The following is a 20,905-nucleotide window of genomic DNA, read 5'->3' as shown; positions in this document are numbered from 1 at the left end:
TGCCAACATGGCGGAGATTGATTCAGCTTAGCAGTGCCTTGGCGAGTACGACGCCCCGCGTAACGCGTTGAACCACGGGCTTAAACCTTTTGCTCGTTGCTTATGCCATGAGGCACATGGCCGGTAGCGACCACCTCGCGGGCCAATTCGCAATGGCCCGCCTGATCGTCGAAAAACACGTCGGCGGCAAAGGCTTCGAGGAAAGCGGACTTGGTCAGGCCGCCGAGAAACAACGATTCATCCAGGCGAATATCCCACTCGCGCAACGTGCGGATCACCCGCTCATGAGCCGGCGCCGAACGTGCGGTGACCAGCGCGGTACGGATCGGGCAGGCATCCTCGGGGAACTCGCGCTGCAACAGATTGAGCGCCGCGAGAAAGCCTTTGAACGGCCCACCGCGCAGTGGCTCGCGAGCGCTTTCGCGTTCGCTGGCCTGAAACGCTTCCAGGCCACCCGCCTGATAAACACGCTCCGACTCGTCGGAAAACAGCACCGCGTCACCGTCGAAGGCAATCCTTAATTCATCGCTCGCCGCCCGGCTGGCACCGCCCGACAGAATGGTCGCCGCCGCGAAACCGGCCTCCAGCGCACTGCGCACGTCTTCGGCGTGGGTCGACAGGAACAGGTCGCAACCAAAGGCTTTGAGATACGGGTACGGACTGCGCCCACCGACAAACGCCGCACGGGAGATCGCCAGCCCGTAATGGTGAATCGAGTTGAACACCCGAAGCCCGGTGTCGGCGCTGTTGCGCGACACCAGGATCACCTCGACCCTGGCACGGCCGAGGCTGGTATTGAGGTTGAGGAGTTTCTGCACCAACGGGAAGGCATCACCGGGCTCAAGGATTTCGTCTTCATGTTCGATCTGATATTGCCGGTAAGCCTCGACGCCGCTCGACAGATAAACCTTGTGGCTTTCGCTCAGATCGAACAGCGCGCGCGAAGAAATCGCCAGCACCAATTTGTCGTCAATCGTCTTTGCCATGCCCTGCTCCCTCGGGTTGATCGACTCAGGTGTTACGTCGATCGATAAAACTCAAACTGCGATACAACGCTTCGATCCGCGGCAATTCGCAGCCGGCGGCCTTGGCCGCCGCCAGTGGCCGGGCGTAAATCGCCGCCAGTTCCAGCGGTCGCCTGTGCAGGAAATCGTGATACATGCTCGGCCAGTAGTCCGGCATTTTTTCGGTCATCATGAACAGATAGTCGGCATAACCGGCCGGCATGTCGTGACCGCAGGCCTTGGCGCCCTGCACCACTTCGGCCATCAAGGACTTGATCAGTTCCCGGCTGTCGGCATCGGCCATCAACGGCGTGGTGCCCGCGCCAAACAACACCGACAGGCCGTTGTAAGGAATATTCCAGACCAGTTTCTGCCAGCGCGCCTGATGCAGGTTCGGCATGGCCTGGGAATCGATGCCGGCACTGCGGAACAACCCGGCGCCCTCCTCGACGATCGCCATGCGCGCCTGCTCGTCGGCAGCGGGGCCGCTGTGGTAGCCGACGTTCACCGCGCCAAGGGCTTGATGGGTGATCGCGCCCGGACCGGTGCGATGCACGCAGATCAGGCAGAGCCCGCCGAGCAGGTGCAGGGAATTCGGGAGCAAGGCTCGCAGACTGTCTTCGACATCCAGTCCGTTTTGCAGCAACAGCACCTTGGCGTTCGGTGCCGCCGCCTGGATGATCGCCGGCGCCAGATCGGCGTTGCTGGTGGTCTTCGCGCCCACCAGCAACCAGTCGCAGGGCGGCATGTCTTCGGCCGACGAATAGGCCTGAACCGGATGCAACGTCAGCGTACCGTGCACCGCGCTGTCGAGTTGCAACCCACGTTCAGCCACCGCTGAAAATTCACTGCGCAACAGAAAATGCACATCGAAACCGGCACGCGCCAGCATCAATCCGTAGAAACCACCGATCGCACCGGTTCCGATAATACCGATGGTCGGCTTGGCAACTGCACCCGTCATGGCAATTCCTCTGCTGTTCTGATCAATGCCTGACCCACGGCTTTGTTGAGCTCGATACGGGTCAGACGTGATTTTAGTGCCCCGAAGAACTCACCGTCGCGCACCACAAACAGCGCCGGCAAATGAAAGACCTGGTATCGCTCGACCACCCCGCCATTGTCCCCGGCATCGATCCAGCACAAGCGATCGGCGTCCAGATCGAACCTTGGCAATTGCTCACGGGTAAAACGGCAGCTGGCGCAGCCCACGCTGGTGAAAATAACCAGCGATACGCCGCTCATCGCCAGCAACCGTTGGTCGGCGTCAAAATCGGTCAGTTCCAATTCGACCACTATACTGGGGGAAACAATGTCAGATGGCCGACACAGGGAGTCCGTGCTCATGGGACGTTTTATTCCTCATCCTGACGATGTGCCCGTCGAATTAACGTTACTCAGACCTGAGTGTATTTCACGACAACAGCTGCACACTATCAGTCTCGGGGGCATGGCTTGCAATTACCACCGCGCCTGGCGCTACGGTACGGCGCTGGAAGTACGCATGCCGACGTTGAACCCCGATTTGCGTTATCTGGGCTACGTGGCCTGGTGCCTGCGACGCAAGCGTGGTTATTTGGTGGGCATTGCCTTTGTTGACGAGCAGATGATGTTCAGTGCCCGGATGGGCGAACAAGTGTGCCAGATCGAACGTTACTGTCGCTTGCATGACGCCCACGACGATCTGCAGGAAACCCAGGCGCTGGCCCTCGAATGGGTCCAGCAACACGCTGACGAGTTTTCTCACGACACGGTTCTCAGGGCATTTGCACAGGCGGTGCTGGATTAAACCGGTGTCTGCCCATTGTCGAGCCACGGTGTAACGCGCTAAGGTTCCGCTCCCCGACGCGCTTAATTTGCTGTGCTCCGCCGCGCGGGTTCGCTGGCGGCCGGCACCCGTGACTGACGAGTAAACGATGGCTGATTTACCGATCAACGACCTAAACGTCGCCTCCAACGAGACGCTGATCACTCCCGATCAGCTCAAGCGTGATATCCCTGTGAGCGACGCCGCCCTGCGCACCGTCACCAAGGGTCGCGAAGTCATTCGCAACATTCTTGATGGCACCGACCACCGCCTGTTTGTCGTCATTGGGCCGTGCTCGATCCACGACATCAAGGCTGCTCACGAGTACGCCGAGCGTCTGAAGGTACTTGCTGCGGAAGTGTCCGACACCCTGTATCTGGTCATGCGCGTTTATTTCGAGAAGCCACGCACCACCGTCGGCTGGAAAGGCTTGATCAACGACCCGTACCTGGACGACTCCTTCAAGATTCAGGACGGCCTGCACATCGGTCGTCAGTTGCTGCTGGACTTGGCCGAGATGGGCCTGCCGACGGCTACCGAAGCCCTCGACCCGATCTCACCGCAATACCTGCAAGACCTGATCAGCTGGTCGGCCATTGGCGCTCGCACCACTGAATCCCAGACTCACCGTGAGATGGCGTCCGGCCTGTCTTCGGCCGTTGGCTTCAAGAACGGCACCGACGGCGGCCTGACGGTGGCGATCAACGCCCTGCAATCGGTTTCCAGCCCGCATCGTTTCCTGGGAATCAACCAGGAAGGTGGCGTGTCGATCGTGACCACCAAGGGCAATGCCTACGGCCACGTGGTGCTGCGCGGCGGCAACGGCAAACCGAACTACGATTCGGTCAGCGTTGCACTGTGCGAGCAGGCGCTGAACAAGGCGAAGATCAAGCCGAACATCATGGTCGACTGCAGCCACGCCAATTCCAACAAGGACCCGGCACTGCAACCGCTGGTGATGGAGAACGTCGCCAACCAGATCCTCGAAGGCAACCAGTCGATCATCGGCCTGATGGTCGAAAGTCACCTGAACTGGGGCTGCCAGGCTATTCCGAAAGACCTCGCCGACCTGCAATACGGCGTGTCGATCACCGATGCCTGCATCGATTGGTCCGCCACCGAAACCACCTTGCGCAGCATGCATGCCAAGCTCAAGAACGTGCTGCCGAAACGTGATCGCACCTGATCACTTTTCAGCGCACAAAAAAACGCCGGGCTAAACCCGGCGTTTTTTTATGCGTTCGTTTTACTGGCTCAGCTTGGCTGCATGCCGCTGGTGACGCTCCATGTAGCGCTCCACGTAGGAACACGAAGGAATGACGGTGTAGCCCATTTCCTCGGCGTACTCCAGCGCCTTCTCCGTCAAGGCTGCCGCAATGCCGCGACCACGCAACGCATTGGGCACAAAGGTGCGATAGATATCCAGGGTCTGTTTCCCCAGGTCCATATAGGTCAGGTAGGCACGATGACCGTCCACATTGGTCTCGAACTGATGACCAGCCTGGTCATGGTGGATGGACAACGCCTCACTCATCACTACTCCTCGCGGGTCTTTGATTCCGACCCCTACCTTACCGATGTTTTTCCGGCGAAGGAACATCTACGCCACCCCGTGCCTGGATGGACACCGAGAAGAGCTGCACCGATCTCGCGCAACCGAGCACGTATCAAATAGTAGGCGCCATTGGCAGAAAATGCTCAAGGCACGCTCGTCATTACGCAGGCTGGGCAGGTGCTGCTCCGGGGTTACGCAGGGACGCCTCGACCGAAGATCTCGGGTGGTCGATCGCCTGAACATTGCCGGATGTTGAGACTTAAGACGAGCGCCCTTCTTTTAAGTCACCTCAACTAGGAGAAAGATATGAGAGGTGTCGCGCAAATCCCGAACAAAAGTGTAGACGAATCCATGTAGACAGAGTTTAGCCAAGACCGCGAAAACAGTCGCGTCGCCGGGAACTTTTTCATGCCAACTCGCTCAGCGCGGGCCTTGCAGCTGGATATTTTTTAATCAATCGCAAGTAAAAGTTGCTCGAAAAAGAATCAACGCCTACAATTTTTTTTGCTTCTTGCTTTACGTCAGTTTACTTACGACAAGTAATGGGTAGTATGTACGCCGGCTATTTCCTCACTCTGAGGAGACAGCTACTTAATAGAAAGTCCTTGAAGGGGAACACGATGAACAACGTTCTGAAATTCTCTGCTCTGGCTCTGGCCGCAGTTCTGGCTACCGGTTGCAGCAGCGTATCGAAAGAAACCGAAGCACGTCTGACCGCTACTGAAGACGCAGCTGCTCGCTCCCAGGCTCGTGCAGACGAAGCTTACCGTAAAGCTGATGAAGCTCTGGCTGCTGCTCAAAAAGCACAACAGACTGCTGACGAAGCTAACGAGCGTGCTCTGCGCATGCTGGACAAAGCTAGCCGCAAGTAATAATCCTTCGGGATTGTTATCAAGCCGACCCATTTTTTGGGTCGGCTTTTTTATGGGCGATCGTTTTGTACCGGCCATAAAAAACCCGCCGACGCAGCCTGCATCGGCGGGATCCGTTCAAGCCTTACTGCAGCGGGTCGAGCGGTGCACTCGTGACCATCGGCGCGGAAGTGTTCGGCACGGCGATTTCCACCGGCAGGCCATCTTCAGCGGCCACCACATCACGGACTACATCCCAGTTCATGCGCAGGTTGTTGGTGATGTCCTCACGCTTGAGCATCGCGTTGATCACGGCGGTGTGCTTGTCGACTACAGACGGGTTGCCTTTGTCGTCCAGCGGTGTGTGCGCTTCCAGATAGACCTTGCCGCCGCTTATGCCGAATTTGTACGGGTCGTTGATGATCCGCACCGACGTACCGACCGGCACCATGCCAGCCATCTCCAGCACATTGTTGTTGAACATGCGGAAGCAACCATGGCTCGTGCGCATACCGATGCCGAACTTCTTGTTCGAGCCGTGGATCAGATAACCCGGCGTGCCCAGGCTGAATTTGAACGGCCCCAGCGGGTTGTCCGGGCCGGCCGGAACGACGTTTGGCAACGGGTCACCGTCTGCCAGGTGCTCGGCCTTGATCGAGGCTGGAGGCGTCCAGGTCGGGTTCGGCGTCTTGGCCGTGATGGTGGTGTGAGCGATCGGTGAACCCCAACCCTCACGGCCTATGCCCAGCGGAAAGGTGTAAACCACATTCCGGCCTTTCGGAAAGTAGTAGAGGCGGTATTCAGCCAGGTTGATGACGATGCCTTCACGCGGTCCTGGCGGCAGGATGAAGCGGGTCGGCAGAACGACTTCGGTGCCGGCGCCCGGCAGCCATGCATCGACACCCGGGTTGGCCGCGAGCATTTCCGTGTAACCCAGATCGTAAGTGGTGCCAAGGTCGGCGAAGGTGTCTTCGTACTTGGCCTTGATGACCTGAACCTGACCGATGATGTCTTCACCGGGCGGTGGCAGGGGCAACTCCAATGCTGCTACGGGGCCTGTCGCACAAAGGGCGGCAAGCGTCAGGCAGCGGGTGACGGCAGGAAAGCGCGGCAACATCCGGAAAATCCTTCGCATATTCGACTAGGGTTTAAGAACGCGATTGTACACTGGCGCTTCGGTATTCGGGGAGACGCACTGATAGAGCGTGCATTGGCCGGGAAATCAGAATGCGGGCTTGTTGATCGGGGCTTGTGGTTGTATGGCATTGCCGGGCTTAGTCGTGATGGAGGCCTGAGGGTCGACGCGCTTTTTCAGGGGTAAAAAAACGCCCGGCTATCAAAGCTCGAAACGCAGCTCTGGCCAAATCGGCGAAGTGCCGCGTTTCTGCGATTCCAGAATCGCCCGGCACAGCGAGCACAGGCGCTGGTCCTGAAAAACGCGGCGGTCGACGCCCGACCAGCGCGGCTGCGCCGGAAGCAGGCTGCCGCACAAGGTGCGATCGGCCGAGCCGCCCAGCTCAAGTTGACGGGTCACCAGATGTACCCGCACTTCCTGACAGGCGAACAGATCCAGCTGTTCGTCAGGCTCGATCAGTTGGTAGGCAAAAAGTGACCAGGCGGGACGCGGCATCGGCGGCTCCAAATCGGGGGCGCCACCTTAGCCGAAACGCCGCCGCTAGAAAAGCGTCAAAGCAGCGGTTTCAGTGTCGGCCAGACATTTTCCAGCAACTTGTCCTGAGCCCCCGCAGCGGGGTGCAAGCCGTCGGCCTGCATCAGATCTGGATGACCGCCCACGCCGTCGAGAAAAAACGGCACCAGCGGGATTTTTTTCTCATTGGCGACGTTGCTGTAGACCTCGGCGAAAGCCTTGGTGTAGCGCGCGCCGTAGTTGGGTGGCAGTTGCATGCCGAGCAGCAGCACCTTCGCCCCACTGGCGCGGGAGCTGTCGATCATTGCTGCAAGGTTTTGTTGCAATTGCGTTGGCAGCATTCCGCGCAGGCCGTCGTTGCCGCCCAACTCGAGGATCACCAGCTCCGGCTTATGCTCTGCAAGCAGCGCAGGCAGGCGCGCCTGGCCTCCGGCACTGGTGTCGCCGCTGATGGACGCATTGACCACCTTATCGTCGAAACCTTCGCGTTTGAGCCGTTGCTCAAGCAACGAGACCCACCCGACGCGGGTATCCAGTCCGAAACCCGCGCTGATACTATCGCCAACGATCAGGACTGTACCCGCCGCTGCGTTCTGGGCCATGCACATCAAGGCCAGGCCAGCACTCAAAAACCACACACGCATCGGATTCTCCATGGGCGCAAGCATTCTCACCGCGAAGAACCTCAGCAAAGTGGTTCCCAGCGCGGAAGGTGAACTGACTATCCTGCACGAACTCAGCCTGGAACTGAACAAGGGCGACAGCCTGGCCATCGTCGGCGCTTCCGGTTCGGGCAAATCCACCCTCCTCGGTCTGCTCGCCGGCCTCGACCTGCCGAGCAGCGGCGAAGTCACCCTCGCTGGCCAGGGCCTGAGCAATCTCGATGAAGACCAACGCGCGCGCATCCGTGCCGAACACGTCGGTTTTGTGTTCCAGTCCTTTCAGCTGCTCGACAGTCTCAACGCCCTGGAGAACGTCATGCTGCCGCTGGAACTCGATGGCCGCAAAGACGCCCGCGAGCGCGCCACTGAATTTCTGCAAAGGGTCGGCCTCGGCCAGCGCCTGACCCACTCGCCGCGCCAGCTCTCCGGTGGCGAACAGCAGCGCGTCGCGATTGCCCGTGCGTTTGCCGCCGAGCCCGATGTGCTGTTCGCCGATGAACCTACCGGCAACCTCGACAGCCACACCGGCGAGCGCATTAGCGACTTGCTGTTCGAACTGAACAAGGAGCGCGGCACGACTCTGGTGCTGGTGACCCACGATGAACGCCTGGCACATCGCTGCCGGCGCCTGATCCGACTTGAAGCCGGCCTGCTGGTCGCCCCTCTGGAGCCTTGATGGCACGTCTGCCGCTGTTGCGCCTGTTCAGTCTTGCCCTCCGCCAACTGCTGCGCGACGCCCGCGCCGGCGAGCTGCGAGTGTTGTTCTTCGCGTTGCTGGTGGCGGTGGCGGCGAGTACCGCCATCGGTTACTTCGGCGCCCGGCTGAATGGCGCCATGATGCTGCGCGCCACCGAATTTCTCGGCGCCGATCTGCTGCTTGAAGGCAGTTCGCCCGCACGCCCCGAACAGATCAAAAGCGGTACGGAGCTGGGCCTTGAACATGCGCAGGTGGTGGAGTTCTCCAGCGTCATCGCCACCGACGACGGCATTCAGCTGTCCAGCATCAAAGCCGCCGACGATGTCTATCCCTTGCGCGGCGAACTCAAAAGCGCGCCCGCCCCCTTTGCTGCGGAAGAGATCGGTGGAGGACCGAAACCCGGTGAGGCCTGGGTCGAAGCACGGCTGCTAACCGCGCTGGACCTGAAGATCGGCGACAGCATCGACGTCGGCACGCGCACTCTGAAACTTGCGCGAGTGTTGACCTACGAACCGGATCGCGCCGGCAATTTCTACAGCCTGACGCCGCGCGTGCTGATCAACCTCAGCGACCTCGCCGCCACCGGTGTGGTGCAACCTGGTAGCCGCGTCAGTTACCGCGAACTCTGGCGCGGCAAAGCCGAAGCGCTGGAAACCTACCGTCAACTGATCAAACCTGGCCTTGCCGCCAACCAGCGCATTCAGGATGCACGCGATGGCAACCGGCAGATCGGCGGCGCGCTGGGCAAGGCCGAACGTTACTTGAACATGGCGAGTCTGGTGGCGGTTCTGCTGTCCGGTGTGGCGGTGGCGCTGTCAGCGACGCGTTTCGCCACCCGCCGCTTCGATGCCAGCGCGTTGTTGCGCTGCCTGGGACTGTCCCGTCGGGAAACCATGGTGCTGTTCAGTTTGCAGCTGACGGTGCTCGGACTGTTGGCCAGCATCAGCGGCGCGCTGATTGGCTGGCTGGCACAACTTGGCCTGTTCGCGCTGCTGCATGATTTGTTGCCGACCGACGTTCCACCGGGCGGTCTGTTTCCGGCCATCGCCGGGATCGGCACCGGGCTGGTGGCACTGGCCGGTTTTGCCTTGCCGCCCCTCGCGGCGCTAGGCCGGGTTCCGCCATTGCGGGTATTGCGCCGCGACATGCTGCCGATTCCTTCCAGTACCTGGATGGTCTACGGCGCAGCCTTGGGTGCACTTGGCTTGATCATGTGGCGCCTGAGTCTGGATCTGCTGCTGACTTTCGCCCTGCTCGGCGGTGGCGTGATTGCGGCGCTGGTGCTGGGTGGATTACTGTTGCTGCTTCTGAAAAGCCTGCGCCGGATGCTCGCGCGAGCTTCGTTGCCGTGGCGTCTCGGGCTGGGTCAATTGCTGCGCCATCCACTGGCGGCGGCAGGCCAATCGCTGGCCTTCGGTTTGATTCTGCTGTCCATGGCATTGATCGCCCTGTTGCGCGGTGAACTGCTGGACACCTGGCAGAATCAGTTGCCGAAAAACGCGCCGAACTATTTCGCGTTGAACATTTTGCCGGCGGACAAACAGGCCTTTACCGATCGCCTGATCGAACTGTCGGCGCAATCGGCGCCGCTGTACCCAGTGGTGCCAGGACGCTTGATAAGCATCAACGGCGAGCCGGTGCAGGACATCGTCAGCAAGGACTCGGCCGGAGATCGGGCGATCCAGCGTGACCTGAGCCTGACCTGGGCGGCGGACCTGCCGGCGGGCAATAAGCTCACCTCGGGCAATTGGTGGAGCGAACAGCCAGCGGACGATATTCCCGGCGTGTCGGTAGAAGGCAAAGTCGCCGAAAGCCTGAAGCTCAAGCTGGGCGATCACATGGTGTTTACCGTCGGCGGCGTCAATCGCGAAGCAAAAGTCACCAGCCTGCGGGAGATCAACTGGGACAACTTCCAGCCGAACTTCTTCATGATTTTCCAACCGGGAACATTGAAGGACTTACCGGCGACTTACCTGACCAGCTTTTATCTGGTGGCCGGTCATGATCAGCAGATTGTCGACCTGTCCCGTGCCTTTCCAGCGGTGACCATCCTGCAAGTCGAAGCCTTGCTGGAGCAACTGCGCAGCATTCTCGCCCAGGTCACCCTGGCGGTGGAATACGTGTTGTTGTTCGTGTTGGCGGCGGGGATGGCGGTGTTGTTCTCGGGTCTGCAAGCGACGCTGGATGAACGCATTCGTCAAGGCGCATTGTTGCGAGCGCTGGGGGCCGAGCGTCAACTGCTGGTCAAAGCCCGGCGAATCGAGTTCGGTCTGCTCGGCGCGGTCAGCGGGTTGCTCGCAGCCCTGGGCTCGGAACTGGTGAGCCTGGTGCTGTACCGTTACGCGTTCGATCTGCCTTGGCACCCGCATCCGTGGCTATTGGTAATGCCATTGATCGGCGCTGCGCTGATCGGCGGTGCCGGCGTATTCGGCACCCGCCGTGCCTTGAACGCCAGCCCCCTGACAGTCTTGCGCGAGGGTTGATAGACTCGAACCTTCTCAACCACAAGAAATTGCCATGAGCCGTTATCGCCCTCCCCGCACTGCTGGCACCGCGCTGATCACCCCCGAAGGAGAAGCGCGGATGCGGGCGGAGTTTCATGATCTCTGGCATGTGCGCCGACCGCAGGTCACACAATCGGTCAGCGAGGCCGCGGCGCAAGGTGATCGTTCCGAGAACGCCGAATACACCTACGGCAAAAAGATGCTGCGCGAGATCGACAGTCGCGTGCGTTTTCTTACCAAACGCCTGGAAGCACTCAAGGTTGTCAGCGAAAAGCCGAGCGATCCGAACAAGGTTTACTTCGGCGCCTGGGTGACGATCGAGGACGAAGACGGGAAGGAGTCGCGCTACCGCATCGTCGGCCCGGATGAACTGGACTTGAAACTGGGCCTTATCAGTATCGACTCACCGCTGGCACGCGCCCTGATCGGCAAGGCACTGGACGCCGAAGTTCGAGTCCAGACTCCGACCGGCGAGCAGTGCGTGTACATCGTGGCGATCGACTATCCATAACCTCAGCGGCGGGTGATCAATCCTTGTCGGGCAACGCGGGTCAGTTGCCTGATCACTTCGGGTGCGTCTTCGACGCTAGGCGACTGAATCACTGCCAGGTCGAAACTGTCGCTGGAGAATCGAACCAGAGACTCACCGTCTTCGACAAATTGAATCAGGAACGCGGCGGGCCCACCAGTGCGACGCGGCCAGCCATCGAGGTAACGCAAGAGCGTCGGCTGATGTTTGCCGCCAAGCAGGATTTTTGGATTGCGCTGGGTGAGGTGTGCCGTGATCGGCGCGGGGCGTACAACGGGGCTTAGTGCATTCATCGTGTCGTGTCTCTGCCTCAAAAGTCTGCATGGCAGGTGAGAGGCAACACCGAACCAGCGCTTTAGCGGTATTTCGAAGCCTGTTTCAAGCTTCTACAGGCGACTCGATGAGTCACCTGGCGCCCCGCAAGTAGCTGTTTAAATCGGCGCATGAGCAGCATCCTAGAGAAGCTGACTGGACAGTGTCAAGAATGACGCACAACAAAAAAGGCCCGCGCGATGCGGGCCTTTTCGTTGAGCCAGAGCGGTCAGCCAGCGATGGCGCGGTCGGCCGACAGTTTGCCGGCGCCTTCGATCAGCACGGCGATGCTGCCACCCAGCAGGGCCAGGGCGAATTCATAACCGTTGTTGGCCATGAACAAACCGTTAGGGAGGTGCACCGAGAAGATCGCCACCAGCGAGAGGAAGGTCAGACCGAGGGCTGCCGGACGGACCAACAAGCCGATGATCAAGGCAAGACCGCCGAAGAACTCAGTACCGCCCGCCAGCGTCGCCATCAGGTAGCCCGGCGCCAGACCGATGCTCTCCATATACTGCGCGGTGCCGGCCAGACCGTAACCACCGAACGCCCCGAAGAGTTTCTGCGAGCCGTGGGCCGCGAAGATGATGCCGACGAATATCCGCAGAACAGTCAGGCCGTAGCCAGCGCGGGTAAACAGTACCTTGTTGATCAGTGTGCTCATGCTGTGTCATCCATTTTGAGAGTTGTGTGTTGGTTGGCCGTCATACTAATCAATAAATCCAATGTTAAAAGCGCAATTTTTTCGCCATAACGATCAGCTTAGTAGATCATTTCCGCGAGGCAACTTTCTGACTCTGCGGCTCCAACGACTCCCGCTCCCTGTCAAACGCCAGATAATACTTGTTCACGCTATTAACATAGCTGACAGGCCCCATTCCCACCTGCTCCATGGCGATGCGCTCGACCTGGAAGAACCATTGATTGGGATTCAATCCCCGTCGCCGCGCCTCCGCGCGCATGCCCTGAACCCGCTCCGGCCCGATATTGTAGGCCGCCAGCACGAACGCCATGCGCTCACGCTCGTTGAGTTTGGGACTGGCAAAAAATTTGCGGCGAATCATCGCCAGGTACTTGGCCCCGGCCTGCACGTTGGCGTCGAGGTCCTGAATGTTACTGACCCCCACACGCTGGGCGGCGGACGGGGTGATCTGCATCAAGCCGGTGGGGCCGCTACGGCTGCGGGCATTGGGCTGCAGGGCGGATTCCTTGAACGCCAGTGCCGCCAGGTTCAGCCAGTCCATGCCTTGGGCATCGGCGTGCTTCTGCAGCACCGGTCGAAGTTTTTCCAGGCGCTGGCGATCGGCCTTGGCCAACGGATAGTGCACTTGATACAGGCGCCGATAGATCCTCAGGAACGCCGCGTCCTGGTCCGAGGGCTTTTTGTAACCGGTCAGGAAACGATCGATGCTCGCCCGCAGCATCGACGCATCGCGACGCACGAACCAGAATTCCTCTCCTGGCTCGCTGATCAGCACCTGCCGATCAAAGCGCAGCCTGGGCAGGATCTTGCCCCAGCGCTCGGCAATCGGTAACTCGACGATCGTCAGGTGAAAGATGCCGCCCTGAACCATCTCCAGCACGTCTTCGACCGCCAGACTCGGATCGACCCACTCGATTTTCACCGGCGCCAGTTTGTGCAGGGCAAGTTTTTGATTGATCTGACTGATCGCTTCCCCGGCGGCGCTGCCGGTGGGCAATGCCAGGGTTTTACCGGAAAGTTGTTCAAGGTGGGTGTAGCGTTTCTCGCCTTTGATCCCGACCAGCACCAGCGGGACGCTGCTGGAAACAGGCTCACTGGTGCTGACGGCGTAACCCGGCTGCAGATCGAGCAGTTCCCCCGGAGCAACCAGATCACCCTCCCCGCGCTGTAATGCGCCGAGCAGTTGATCCTTGGCTTTGGGGATGATCTTGAGAGTAACTTCCTGACCGTCGCGGGCGTGGCCGTTGAGGTATTGCTCGAATGCACGCAATCGATGGTATTCGACGCCGATGGCCTGGCCCTGGACTTCGCCGGAGCTGTTGCGGCTCTGGTTGACCAGCACCTTCAGCACACGGCTGCTGCGGATTTCCTGCAGATCGCGCACCTTGGCCGCCGGCATAGCTTGCAGCGGGCCGGCCAGACGCGCGACCGCCGGCATCGGCAGCAGCAACGAACCACACAGCAGTAACAAAATCGAGGGACGTATCATCCACTCTCCGAAAAGAATACTGGGCAGATTTCAACAAAAGTTTGAAATCGAACGACAGAAACAGAGCGCCTTGAGCGCTGGCAAAGTGCGAAAGACTGGCACACTGATGGCACGCTGACCACCCCGGCTTGCCTCGCGGCATCAAAAGACAGCGTTAACTCGTTGTAGTTCTTGGCTTTTCTTATAAATCTTGAGCTCTGGTATGCTTTCCGGCCTTTGGTCCGAGGTAGCACCATGCAACTCATCGATATCGGCGTCAACCTGACCAACCCCGGTTTTGCCGACAAGCACCAGGCTGTACTCGACCGCGCGTATGCGGCCGGGGTCTGCCAATTGGTGCTCACCGGCACCAGTGTCGAGGGCAGTGAACAGGCGCTGGAACTGTGCCAGCGCCTGGATGACACGGCGCAACAACTGTTCGCCACCGCCGGTATTCACCCGCACTCGGCCAGCGACTGGAACGCCGACAGCGCCCAGCGTCTGCGCAGTTTGCTTATAGAACCGAACGTGGTGGCCGTGGGCGAATGCGGCCTGGATTTCAATCGCGATTTCTCGCCGCGTCCGCAACAGGAAAAAGTCCTCGAAGAGCACCTGGCGATGGCAGTCGAACTGCAACTGCCGGTGTTCCTCCACGAGCGCGACGCCAGTCAGCGCTTGCTGGAAATTCTTCGGGATTACCGCGATCAATTACCCGCCGCCGTGGTGCATTGTTTCACCGGCGAGAAGAAAGCGCTGTTCAGCTACCTCGACCTGGACCTGCACATCGGCATCACCGGCTGGATCTGCGACGAGCGTCGCGGCACGCATTTGCATCCGCTGGTGAAAGAAATCAAGCGCGGGCGGTTGATGCTGGAGAGTGATGCGCCGTATCTGCTACCGCGCAGCTTGCGGCCAAAGCCGAAGAATGGTCGCAACGAACCGGCTTATCTGACTGAAGTGTTGCGGGAAGTGGCGTTGCATCGCGGGGAAAGCGAGGAAGAACTGGCGGCACACAGCACCGCGTGTGCACGGGCCTTTTTCGGGCTGCCAACAGTGGAATAAACATTGTAGGAGCGAGCTTGCTCGCGAAGATCGCTAACGATTACGCGTTTTGTTCATGAATAAACGCGGTGTGTTGGCGTTTTTCGCGAGCAAGCTCGCTCCTACAGAGGGATCACATTCGCCTTAGTGACTGCTGCGCATCATTTCTTTTGGTACGTACTTGCCGATTTCGAACTTGCCGATCGCGGCGCGGTGCACTTCGTCAGGACCATCGGCGAGGCGCAGGGTGCGCTGCATCGCATACATGTAGGCCAGCGGGAAATCGTTGGAAACCCCTGCCCCGCCATGGATCTGTATCGCCCGGTCGATGACACGCAATGCCACGTTCGGTGCGACCACCTTGATCTGCGCGATTTCGCTCTTCGCCACTTTATTGCCGACGGTGTCCATCATGTACGCCGCTTTCAAGGTCAGCAGGCGAGCCATGTCGATTTCCATCCGCGAGTCGGCGATTTTGTCGATGTTACCGCCCAGACGCGCCAAAGGTTTGCCGAACGCAGTGCGGTTCACCGCGCGCTTGCACATCAGTTCCAGCGCACGCTCGGCCATGCCGATCGAACGCATGCAGTGGTGAATCCGGCCCGGGCCAAGGCGACCCTGAGCGATTTCGAAGCCGCGTCCTTCACCCAACAGAACATTTTCGTACGGCACCCGGACGTTTTCGAACAGCACTTCGGCGTGGCCGTGTGGCGCGTCGTCGTAACCGAACACCGGTAGCGGACGGACTATCTTCACGCCGGGGGCATCCACCGGCACCAGAATCATCGAATGCTGGGCGTGGCGCGGCGCGTCAGGGTTGCTCAGGCCCATGAAGATCAGAATCTTGCAACGCGGATCGCAGGCACCCGAGGTCCACCATTTCTTGCCGTTGATCACCCACTCGTCGCCGTCACGCACGGCGCGGGCGGCCATGTTGGTAGCGTCTGAGGAAGCCACGTCCGGCTCGGTCATGGCGAACGCCGAGCGGATTTCGCCGCGCAGCAGCGGTTCGAGCCAGCGTTGCTTCTGTTCTTCGTTGGCGTAACGCACCAGCACTTCCATGTTGCCGGTGTCGGGCGCCGAGCAGTTGAACGGCTCCGGCCCCAGCAACGAGCGGCCCATGATTTCTGCCAATGGCGCGTATTCGAGGTTGGTCAGGCCGGCGCCGAGTTCGGACTCAGGCAGAAACAAATTCCACAGGCCTTCAGCCTTGGCCTTGAGTTTGAGTTCTTCCATGATCGCCGTCGGCTGCCAGCGGTCGCCCTCGGCAACCTGGCGCTCGAACACGGCTTCGGCGGGATAAACGTAGGTGTCCATGAACGCGGTCACGCGCTCACGCAGTTCCTGAACCTTGGGCGAATAAGCGAAATCCATGAGCAGCTACCTTCTTGGGGGAGGTTGTTTAGGTCATGCAATCGATGCTAGAGCAGCTACGAAAATTTACCTAGCCTATTCTCGGCGTGTATTAACATTCATCACCGATATATGATCGGGTGATTGCCGAGGCCCCCGGCCTCACCAAACGCCCCAACAATAAGAGTGCAGCGCAATGAATCTGAGCAAGGTCGACCTCAACCTTTTCATCGTCTTCGACGCGATCTACACCGAAGCCAATCTGACCCGCGCCGGGCAGATTGTCGGCATTACTCAGCCTGCGGTCTCGAACGCTCTGGCCCGCCTGCGCGAGACCTTCAACGATCCGCTGTTCGTGCGTACCGCCCAGGGCATGGTGCCTACGCCGATGGCCCAGAACATCATCGGCCCGGTGCGCAATGCCCTCTCCCTGCTACGGGTGTCGGTGCAGGAAAGTCGCATTTTCAACCCGTTGCAGGCGGTCAAGACCTATCGCATCAGCATGACTGACCTCACCGAAGCGGTGATCCTGCCGCCGCTGTTCCAGCGCCTGCGACGCCTGGCGCCGACCGTGATCATCGAAAGCTTCCTGTCCAAGCGCCGCGAGACCACCAAGGAACTGGCAGCCGGGCGTCTCGACTTCGCGGTGGACGCGCCGCTCAACACCGACCCGCAAGTGCGCCACGTCAAGTTGATGGAAGATCGTTACGTGTGTGCCATGCGCAAGGGCCATCCGCTGGCGGGCAAAGAGAAATTCACCCTCGATGATTACCTGTCGCTGACCCACATCCATATTTCCAGCCGCCGCAGCGGTCTCGGCCATGTTGACCTCGCGCTCGGCAAAATGGGCATCCAGCGCAAGATCGCCCTGCGCTCTCAGCATTACCTGATGGCGTCGCAGGTGTTGCAGCAGACCGACATGGTCATGACCGTGCCGGAACGTTTCGCCCGACGTCATGATTTGTACTCGGTGAACCTGCCGGTCAACGATGTACCGCCGGTGGAAACCCACCTCTATTGGCACGAAAGCACTGACCAGGACCCGGCCAACCGCTGGATGCGCGAGCAGATGATCGAACTGTGCCAGCAGGTGACGGCGCATGAGAAGAAGCTCGATAAGGTGTAGGACGTTGCACCGCGACGCCACCATCGCGAGCAAACTCGCTCCCACAGTAGATCTTCAGTGAACACAAATTCTGTGTATTGCAGAAATCCCTGTGGGAGCGAGCTTGCTCGCGATGAGGCCCGCAAGCACACTGAAGATGCATGCTGCTTGACGTAAACGTCAACCTGCCATTAGCTTAGCGCCATGACCTTTTTCGAGCGCGCCCATGAGCAGCCAGACCTATAGCATTTCCGACCTCGCCCGCGAACTCGACATCACCACGCGGGCCATTCGTTTTTATGAAGAGCAAGGCCTGCTCAGCCCCGAGCGCCGTGGCCAGGAACGCATCTATTCGCCCCGGGACAAGGTCAGTCTGAAGTTGATCCTCAGGGGCAAGCGCATTGGTTTTTCCCTGGCCGAGTGCCGCGAGCTGATCGAACTTTACGACCCTACCGGCGGCAACCAGAAACAGCTGCAAACCATGCTCAACAAAATCGCCGAGCGCCGCGAACAGCTGGAGCAGCAGATGCTCGACATCGAACAGATGAAGCTGGAACTGGACACGGCGCAGGAGCGCTGCACCCAAGCGCTGGAACAGACGATGAAAAGCCAGCCGGTGGTTCAATAGGTCAACACATCCCCCTGTGGGAGCGAGCTTGCTCGCGATGAGGGCGCTACATTCAACACTGAAGTGACTGACCCACCGCCATCGCGAGCAAGCTCGCTCCCACAGGGTTCTCCGAGCATTCAGACAATCAGCACAGGCCGATTCCCATGCCCATTCCCTCCCACGTACGCCTGGTCGAAGTCGGCCCGCGCGACGGTCTGCAAAACGAAGCTCAACCGATCAGCGTTGCCGACAAGGTGCAACTGGTCGACGCACTGACTGCTGCCGGCCTCGGCTATATCGAAGTCGGCAGTTTCGTCTCGCCCAAATGGGTGCCGCAGATGGCCGGTTCAGCCGACGTCTTCGCGCAGATCCAGCGCAAACCGGGCGTGACCTACGGCGCCCTCGCGCCCAACCTGCGAGGGTTCGAAGATGCGATCGCCGCCGGGGTCAAGGAGGTCGCGGTGTTCGCGGCAGCGTCCGAAGCATTCTCCCAGCGCAACATCAACTGCTCGATCAGCGAAAGCCTGGAGCGCTTCGCGCCGATCATGGAGGCCGCCAAACAGCATGGCGTCAGCGTGCGCGGTTACGTGTCCTGTGTGCTGGGCTGTCCTTACGAAGGTGACGTCAAACCCGAGCAAGTTGCCCGAGTCGCCCGGGAGCTCTACGCCATGGGCTGCTACGAAATCTCGCTGGGCGACACCATCGGCACCGGTACGGCGGGCGCGACGCGCACGATGTTCGACGTGGTGTCCGCCGATGTGCCGCGGGAAAAACTCGCCGGGCACTTCCACGATACCTACGGCCAGGCCATGGCCAACATTTACGCCAGCCTGCTCGAAGGCATCGCGGTGTTCGACAGTTCCATCGCCGGCCTCGGCGGTTGCCCGTACGCCAAGGGCGCCAGCGGTAACGTCGCCACTGAAGACGTCGTTTACCTGCTGAATGGCCTTGGTATCGACACGGGTATCGACCTGGACGCCTTGATTCTGGCCGGCCAGCAGATTTGTACAGTGTTGGGCCGTCCGACCGGTTCGCGCGTGGCCAAGGCTCGTAGCGCACAGTGAGTAGCGGATGTGTCTGGGTGTTACCGCCGGGTCTGAAATGTGGGGCGCAAGCGAGTAACACGGAAACAAATTGTCGGATTTAGCCTGAACGAAAAATCCTATAAAAACTCAAGTTATTGAATTTAAATGATTTTTTAAAGTTGGCACGGCTTCTGCTATCTCTATGGCATAACAAGAATAAAAAGCAGCAAACCAATAAAAATAAGACGAAACGACTCTGACATAACAAGAACAACACGGCAGAGACGCAGCTAACAGATTTTTTTGGAGAAGGTGTGCTTTTCAGGGTGCTTTTCGAAGTGACCCGCAACCGGGCAGAGAACAATAAAACTACCCTCAGGTAGCTCCCGAACTGGTTGGATCGCTCAGCGAAAAAGCAGATCAGCGCTCAAAAAAATACGTTTGCTCTTGATCCCGGATGGGGATCGATAAAAACAGCGGTAAAGGGCCACGGCTGCCAAAAACAAAAACAGGCCGCCCCTCAATAATAAAAAAAGAGCACGCGCAACGAAAATTAAAGGGGAGCTTCGGCTCCCCTTTGTGCTGTCTGCGATTCAGGTTTTCCCCCAATCAAAATGTGGGGCTTGCTCGCGTACGCGGTGGATCAGTCGACACCTTCATTGACTGACACAACGCATTCGCGAGCAAGCCCGCTCCCACGGGGCTGGTCCGCTTTTCTATCTTGAACTGGCCCCACTGTCCCTCAAGCTGACGTTAACGTAAAGGGTGATTGACAGCCATTCGTCACCGGCTTACGTTAACGTAAAGGTGAGAACCAAAACACGGCCCTCCCCACCCTACAAAAAAGCCAAAAGGTGACCCATGCGCTATCCATCCCTGAATTTTGCCCTCGGTGAAACCATCGACATGCTGCGCGATCAGGTTCAGTCCTTCGTCGCCAAAGAGATCGCTCCACGCGCCGCTCAGATCGACATCGACAACCTGTTCCCCGCCGACCTGTGGCGTAAATTCGGCGACATGGGGTTGCTTGGCATTACTGTGCCAGAAGAATACGGCGGTGCTGGCCTGGGTTACCTGGCCCACGTGGTAGCCATGGAAGAAATCAGTCGTGGTTCGGCGTCAGTCGCGTTGTCCTACGGCGCCCACTCCAACCTCTGCGTCAACCAGATCAACCGCAATGGCAATCACGAACAAAAAAGCAAATACCTGCCGAAGCTGATCAGCGGCGAGCATATCGGCGCCCTGGCCATGAGCGAACCGAATGCCGGTTCTGACGTGGTGTCGATGAAACTGCGCGCCGATAAGCATGGCGACCGCTACGTGCTCAACGGCAGCAAAACCTGGATCACCAACGGCCCCGACGCCCACACCTACGTGATCTACGCCAAGACCGACCTTGAAAAAGGTCCGCACGGCATCACCGCGTTCATCGTCGAACGTGACTGGAAAGGCTTCAGTCGCAGCAACAAGTTCGACAAGCTCGGCATGCGCGGTTCCAACACCTGCGAGCTGTTCTTCGATGACGTCGAAGTGCCGGAAGAAAACATCCTCGGCGTGCTCAACGGCGGCGTGAAGGTGCTGATGAGCGGCCTCGACTACGAACGCGTTGTGCTGTCCGGTGGCCCAACCGGAATCATGCAAGCGTGCATGGACCTGATCGTGCCGTACATTCACGACCGCAAGCAGTTCGGCCAGAGCATCGGCGAATTCCAGCTGATCCAGGGCAAGGTCGCCGACATGTACACCCAACTCAACGCCAGCCGCGCCTACCTGTATGCCGTCGCTCAAGCCTGCGAACGCGGCGAGACCACGCGTAAGGACGCCGCCGGCGTGATCCTCTACAGCGCCGAACGCGCCACACAAATGGCCCTCGACGCGATCCAGATTCTCGGCGGGAACGGCTACATCAACGAATTCCCGGCCGGTCGTCTGTTGCGTGACGCCAAGCTGTACGAAATCGGCGCTGGCACCAGTGAGATCCGTCGCATGCTGATCGGTCGCGAACTGTTCAACGAAACCCGCTAAACGGAG

Annotated in this window: 22 protein-coding genes; 11 read left to right on the top strand and 11 right to left on the bottom strand. The window is 59.5% G+C overall.

Annotated elements, in window-relative coordinates; genetic code table 11:
• Positions 1-80: 80 nt before the first annotated feature.
• The 3 genes from ACYZT9_RS10105 to ACYZT9_RS10095 are packed head-to-tail and all read right to left on the bottom strand — an operon-like array spanning position 81 to position 2,351.
• The gene (locus tag ACYZT9_RS10105; RefSeq protein WP_462009654.1) at positions 81-986 is read right to left on the bottom strand and encodes a 5'-nucleotidase; all 906 of its coding nucleotides are present in this window, start codon (positions 984-986) and stop codon (positions 81-83) included.
• Positions 987-1,011: 25 nt separating this feature from the next.
• Positions 1,012-1,968, bottom strand: coding sequence for a putative 2-dehydropantoate 2-reductase (locus tag ACYZT9_RS10100; protein ID WP_462009653.1), 957 nt, complete (start codon positions 1,966-1,968; stop codon positions 1,012-1,014).
• Positions 1,965-2,351, bottom strand: a complete 387-nt coding sequence (locus tag ACYZT9_RS10095; protein WP_462009652.1) for a YbbN family protein — start codon at positions 2,349-2,351, stop codon at positions 1,965-1,967. The genes ACYZT9_RS10100 and ACYZT9_RS10095 overlap by 4 nt, the downstream gene beginning before the upstream one ends.
• Here ACYZT9_RS10095 and ACYZT9_RS10090 point away from each other — a divergent pair.
• Both ACYZT9_RS10090 and ACYZT9_RS10085 read left to right on the top strand, forming a co-directional pair.
• Positions 2,350-2,793, top strand: a complete 444-nt coding sequence (locus ACYZT9_RS10090) for a PilZ domain-containing protein (RefSeq protein WP_462009651.1) — start codon at positions 2,350-2,352, stop codon at positions 2,791-2,793. The two genes, ACYZT9_RS10095 and ACYZT9_RS10090, sit on opposite strands and share 2 nt — an antisense overlap.
• Positions 2,794-2,920: 127 nt before the next feature.
• Entirely contained in the window at positions 2,921-3,997 is a 1,077-nt protein-coding gene (locus ACYZT9_RS10085; protein WP_462009650.1) for a 3-deoxy-7-phosphoheptulonate synthase, read from the top strand.
• 60 nt (positions 3,998-4,057) lie between these two features.
• Here the strand turns inward: ACYZT9_RS10085 and ACYZT9_RS10080 are convergent, their stop codons facing one another.
• Positions 4,058-4,345, bottom strand: coding sequence for a GNAT family N-acetyltransferase (locus tag ACYZT9_RS10080; RefSeq protein ID WP_008057026.1), 288 nt, complete (start codon positions 4,343-4,345; stop codon positions 4,058-4,060).
• 641 nt (positions 4,346-4,986) lie between these two features.
• On the opposite strand from ACYZT9_RS10080, the gene oprI reads away from it, so the two are divergent.
• Entirely contained in the window at positions 4,987-5,238 is a 252-nt protein-coding gene (gene oprI, locus ACYZT9_RS10075; protein ID WP_002553018.1) for an outer membrane lipoprotei OprI, read from the top strand.
• Positions 5,239-5,362: 124 nt separating this feature from the next.
• On the opposite strand, the gene ACYZT9_RS10070 is transcribed toward oprI, so the two are convergent.
• The 3 genes from ACYZT9_RS10070 to ACYZT9_RS10060 form a co-directional block, all read right to left on the bottom strand.
• Positions 5,363-6,334 carry a L,D-transpeptidase family protein gene (locus tag ACYZT9_RS10070; RefSeq protein WP_462009649.1) on the bottom strand — a complete coding sequence of 324 codons (972 nt, stop codon included), beginning with the start codon at positions 6,332-6,334 and terminating at the stop codon, positions 5,363-5,365.
• A gap of 219 nt (positions 6,335-6,553) precedes the next feature.
• Positions 6,554-6,847 carry a hypothetical protein gene (locus ACYZT9_RS10065; protein WP_008017853.1) on the bottom strand — a complete coding sequence of 98 codons (294 nt, stop codon included), beginning with the start codon at positions 6,845-6,847 and terminating at the stop codon, positions 6,554-6,556.
• A gap of 56 nt (positions 6,848-6,903) precedes the next feature.
• Entirely contained in the window at positions 6,904-7,509 is a 606-nt protein-coding gene (locus ACYZT9_RS10060; protein ID WP_462009648.1) for an arylesterase, read from the bottom strand.
• A 10-nt stretch (positions 7,510-7,519) separates the two neighbouring features.
• Here ACYZT9_RS10060 and ACYZT9_RS10055 point away from each other — a divergent pair, with 10 nt between their 5' ends.
• The 3 genes from ACYZT9_RS10055 to greB are packed head-to-tail and all read left to right on the top strand — an operon-like array spanning position 7,520 to position 11,239.
• A complete protein-coding gene (locus ACYZT9_RS10055; RefSeq protein WP_462009647.1) occupies positions 7,520-8,203 on the top strand; it encodes an ABC transporter ATP-binding protein in 684 nt (227 codons plus the stop codon).
• Positions 8,203-10,707 (top strand): ABC transporter permease, encoded by a 2,505-nt coding sequence (locus ACYZT9_RS10050; RefSeq protein ID WP_462009646.1) that lies wholly within the window; start codon positions 8,203-8,205, stop codon positions 10,705-10,707. Before ACYZT9_RS10055 ends, ACYZT9_RS10050 begins: the two co-directional genes overlap by 1 nt.
• 34 nt (positions 10,708-10,741) lie before the next feature.
• Positions 10,742-11,239 (top strand): transcription elongation factor GreB, encoded by a 498-nt coding sequence (gene greB, locus ACYZT9_RS10045; protein ID WP_462009645.1) that lies wholly within the window; start codon positions 10,742-10,744, stop codon positions 11,237-11,239.
• Between the two features lie 2 nt (positions 11,240-11,241).
• Here greB and ACYZT9_RS10040 read toward each other — a convergent pair whose 3' ends face one another.
• The 3 genes from ACYZT9_RS10040 to ACYZT9_RS10030 all read right to left on the bottom strand — a co-directional run bounded on the left by ACYZT9_RS10040 (position 11,242) and on the right by ACYZT9_RS10030 (position 13,761).
• Positions 11,242-11,550, bottom strand: a complete 309-nt coding sequence (locus ACYZT9_RS10040) for a class I SAM-dependent methyltransferase (RefSeq protein WP_462009644.1) — start codon at positions 11,548-11,550, stop codon at positions 11,242-11,244.
• Positions 11,551-11,798: 248 nt separating this feature from the next.
• Positions 11,799-12,233 (bottom strand): DoxX family protein, encoded by a 435-nt coding sequence (locus ACYZT9_RS10035; protein WP_462009643.1) that lies wholly within the window; start codon positions 12,231-12,233, stop codon positions 11,799-11,801.
• 106 nt (positions 12,234-12,339) lie between these two features.
• Positions 12,340-13,761 carry an MltF family protein gene (locus tag ACYZT9_RS10030; RefSeq protein ID WP_462009642.1) on the bottom strand — a complete coding sequence of 474 codons (1,422 nt, stop codon included), beginning with the start codon at positions 13,759-13,761 and terminating at the stop codon, positions 12,340-12,342.
• Positions 13,762-13,995: 234 nt separating this feature from the next.
• Between ACYZT9_RS10030 and ACYZT9_RS10025 the strand changes: the two genes are divergently transcribed.
• Entirely contained in the window at positions 13,996-14,802 is an 807-nt protein-coding gene (locus ACYZT9_RS10025) for a TatD family hydrolase (RefSeq protein ID WP_462009641.1), read from the top strand.
• Between the two features lie 123 nt (positions 14,803-14,925).
• On the opposite strand, the gene ACYZT9_RS10020 is transcribed toward ACYZT9_RS10025, so the two are convergent.
• Positions 14,926-16,155 carry an acyl-CoA dehydrogenase gene (locus tag ACYZT9_RS10020; protein ID WP_017339821.1) on the bottom strand — a complete coding sequence of 410 codons (1,230 nt, stop codon included), beginning with the start codon at positions 16,153-16,155 and terminating at the stop codon, positions 14,926-14,928.
• Between the two features lie 175 nt (positions 16,156-16,330).
• Here ACYZT9_RS10020 and ACYZT9_RS10015 point away from each other — a divergent pair, with 175 nt between their 5' ends.
• The 4 genes from ACYZT9_RS10015 (at position 16,331) to ACYZT9_RS10000 (ending at position 20,899) form a co-directional block, all read left to right on the top strand.
• On the top strand, positions 16,331-17,260 hold the full coding sequence (locus ACYZT9_RS10015; protein ID WP_008148497.1) for a LysR family transcriptional regulator: 930 nt from the start codon (positions 16,331-16,333) through the stop codon (positions 17,258-17,260).
• Between the two features lie 205 nt (positions 17,261-17,465).
• On the top strand, positions 17,466-17,867 hold the full coding sequence (locus ACYZT9_RS10010) for a MerR family transcriptional regulator (protein WP_461954017.1): 402 nt from the start codon (positions 17,466-17,468) through the stop codon (positions 17,865-17,867).
• 146 nt (positions 17,868-18,013) lie between these two features.
• Positions 18,014-18,913 carry a hydroxymethylglutaryl-CoA lyase gene (locus ACYZT9_RS10005; protein WP_462009640.1) on the top strand — a complete coding sequence of 300 codons (900 nt, stop codon included), beginning with the start codon at positions 18,014-18,016 and terminating at the stop codon, positions 18,911-18,913.
• Between the two features lie 822 nt (positions 18,914-19,735).
• Entirely contained in the window at positions 19,736-20,899 is a 1,164-nt protein-coding gene (locus ACYZT9_RS10000; protein ID WP_462009639.1) for an isovaleryl-CoA dehydrogenase, read from the top strand.
• Positions 20,900-20,905 lie beyond the last annotated feature (6 nt).

The sequence above is a fragment of the Pseudomonas sp. ZT5P21 genome (assembly GCF_054897785.1).
This window is presented reverse-complemented; position numbering and strand designations above follow the sequence as displayed.

What these genes read in the sequence shown, in the direction of transcription:
- ACYZT9_RS10095 (WP_462009652.1), bottom strand. Translation starts at nt 2,351, where the DNA reads ATGAGCACGGACTCCCTGTGTCGGCCATCTGACATTGTTTCCCCCAGT.
- oprI (WP_002553018.1), top strand. Translation starts at nt 4,987, where the DNA reads ATGAACAACGTTCTGAAATTCTCTGCTCTGGCTCTGGCCGCAGTTCTG.
- ACYZT9_RS10020 (WP_017339821.1), bottom strand. Translation starts at nt 16,155, where the DNA reads ATGGATTTCGCTTATTCGCCCAAGGTTCAGGAACTGCGTGAGCGCGTG.
- ACYZT9_RS10090 (WP_462009651.1), top strand. Translation starts at nt 2,350, where the DNA reads ATGGGACGTTTTATTCCTCATCCTGACGATGTGCCCGTCGAATTAACG.
- ACYZT9_RS10010 (WP_461954017.1), top strand. Translation starts at nt 17,466, where the DNA reads ATGAGCAGCCAGACCTATAGCATTTCCGACCTCGCCCGCGAACTCGAC.
- ACYZT9_RS10070 (WP_462009649.1), bottom strand. Translation starts at nt 6,334, where the DNA reads ATGTTGCCGCGCTTTCCTGCCGTCACCCGCTGCCTGACGCTTGCCGCC.
- ACYZT9_RS10000 (WP_462009639.1), top strand. Translation starts at nt 19,736, where the DNA reads ATGCGCTATCCATCCCTGAATTTTGCCCTCGGTGAAACCATCGACATG.
- ACYZT9_RS10015 (WP_008148497.1), top strand. Translation starts at nt 16,331, where the DNA reads ATGAATCTGAGCAAGGTCGACCTCAACCTTTTCATCGTCTTCGACGCG.
- greB (WP_462009645.1), top strand. Translation starts at nt 10,742, where the DNA reads ATGAGCCGTTATCGCCCTCCCCGCACTGCTGGCACCGCGCTGATCACC.
- ACYZT9_RS10055 (WP_462009647.1), top strand. Translation starts at nt 7,520, where the DNA reads ATGGGCGCAAGCATTCTCACCGCGAAGAACCTCAGCAAAGTGGTTCCC.
- ACYZT9_RS10030 (WP_462009642.1), bottom strand. Translation starts at nt 13,761, where the DNA reads ATGATACGTCCCTCGATTTTGTTACTGCTGTGTGGTTCGTTGCTGCTG.
- ACYZT9_RS10025 (WP_462009641.1), top strand. Translation starts at nt 13,996, where the DNA reads ATGCAACTCATCGATATCGGCGTCAACCTGACCAACCCCGGTTTTGCC.
- ACYZT9_RS10105 (WP_462009654.1), bottom strand. Translation starts at nt 986, where the DNA reads ATGGCAAAGACGATTGACGACAAATTGGTGCTGGCGATTTCTTCGCGC.
- ACYZT9_RS10005 (WP_462009640.1), top strand. Translation starts at nt 18,014, where the DNA reads ATGCCCATTCCCTCCCACGTACGCCTGGTCGAAGTCGGCCCGCGCGAC.
- ACYZT9_RS10050 (WP_462009646.1), top strand. Translation starts at nt 8,203, where the DNA reads ATGGCACGTCTGCCGCTGTTGCGCCTGTTCAGTCTTGCCCTCCGCCAA.
- ACYZT9_RS10065 (WP_008017853.1), bottom strand. Translation starts at nt 6,847, where the DNA reads ATGCCGCGTCCCGCCTGGTCACTTTTTGCCTACCAACTGATCGAGCCT.
- ACYZT9_RS10085 (WP_462009650.1), top strand. Translation starts at nt 2,921, where the DNA reads ATGGCTGATTTACCGATCAACGACCTAAACGTCGCCTCCAACGAGACG.
- ACYZT9_RS10040 (WP_462009644.1), bottom strand. Translation starts at nt 11,550, where the DNA reads ATGAATGCACTAAGCCCCGTTGTACGCCCCGCGCCGATCACGGCACAC.
- ACYZT9_RS10080 (WP_008057026.1), bottom strand. Translation starts at nt 4,345, where the DNA reads ATGAGTGAGGCGTTGTCCATCCACCATGACCAGGCTGGTCATCAGTTC.
- ACYZT9_RS10035 (WP_462009643.1), bottom strand. Translation starts at nt 12,233, where the DNA reads ATGAGCACACTGATCAACAAGGTACTGTTTACCCGCGCTGGCTACGGC.
- ACYZT9_RS10100 (WP_462009653.1), bottom strand. Translation starts at nt 1,968, where the DNA reads ATGACGGGTGCAGTTGCCAAGCCGACCATCGGTATTATCGGAACCGGT.
- ACYZT9_RS10060 (WP_462009648.1), bottom strand. Translation starts at nt 7,509, where the DNA reads ATGCGTGTGTGGTTTTTGAGTGCTGGCCTGGCCTTGATGTGCATGGCC.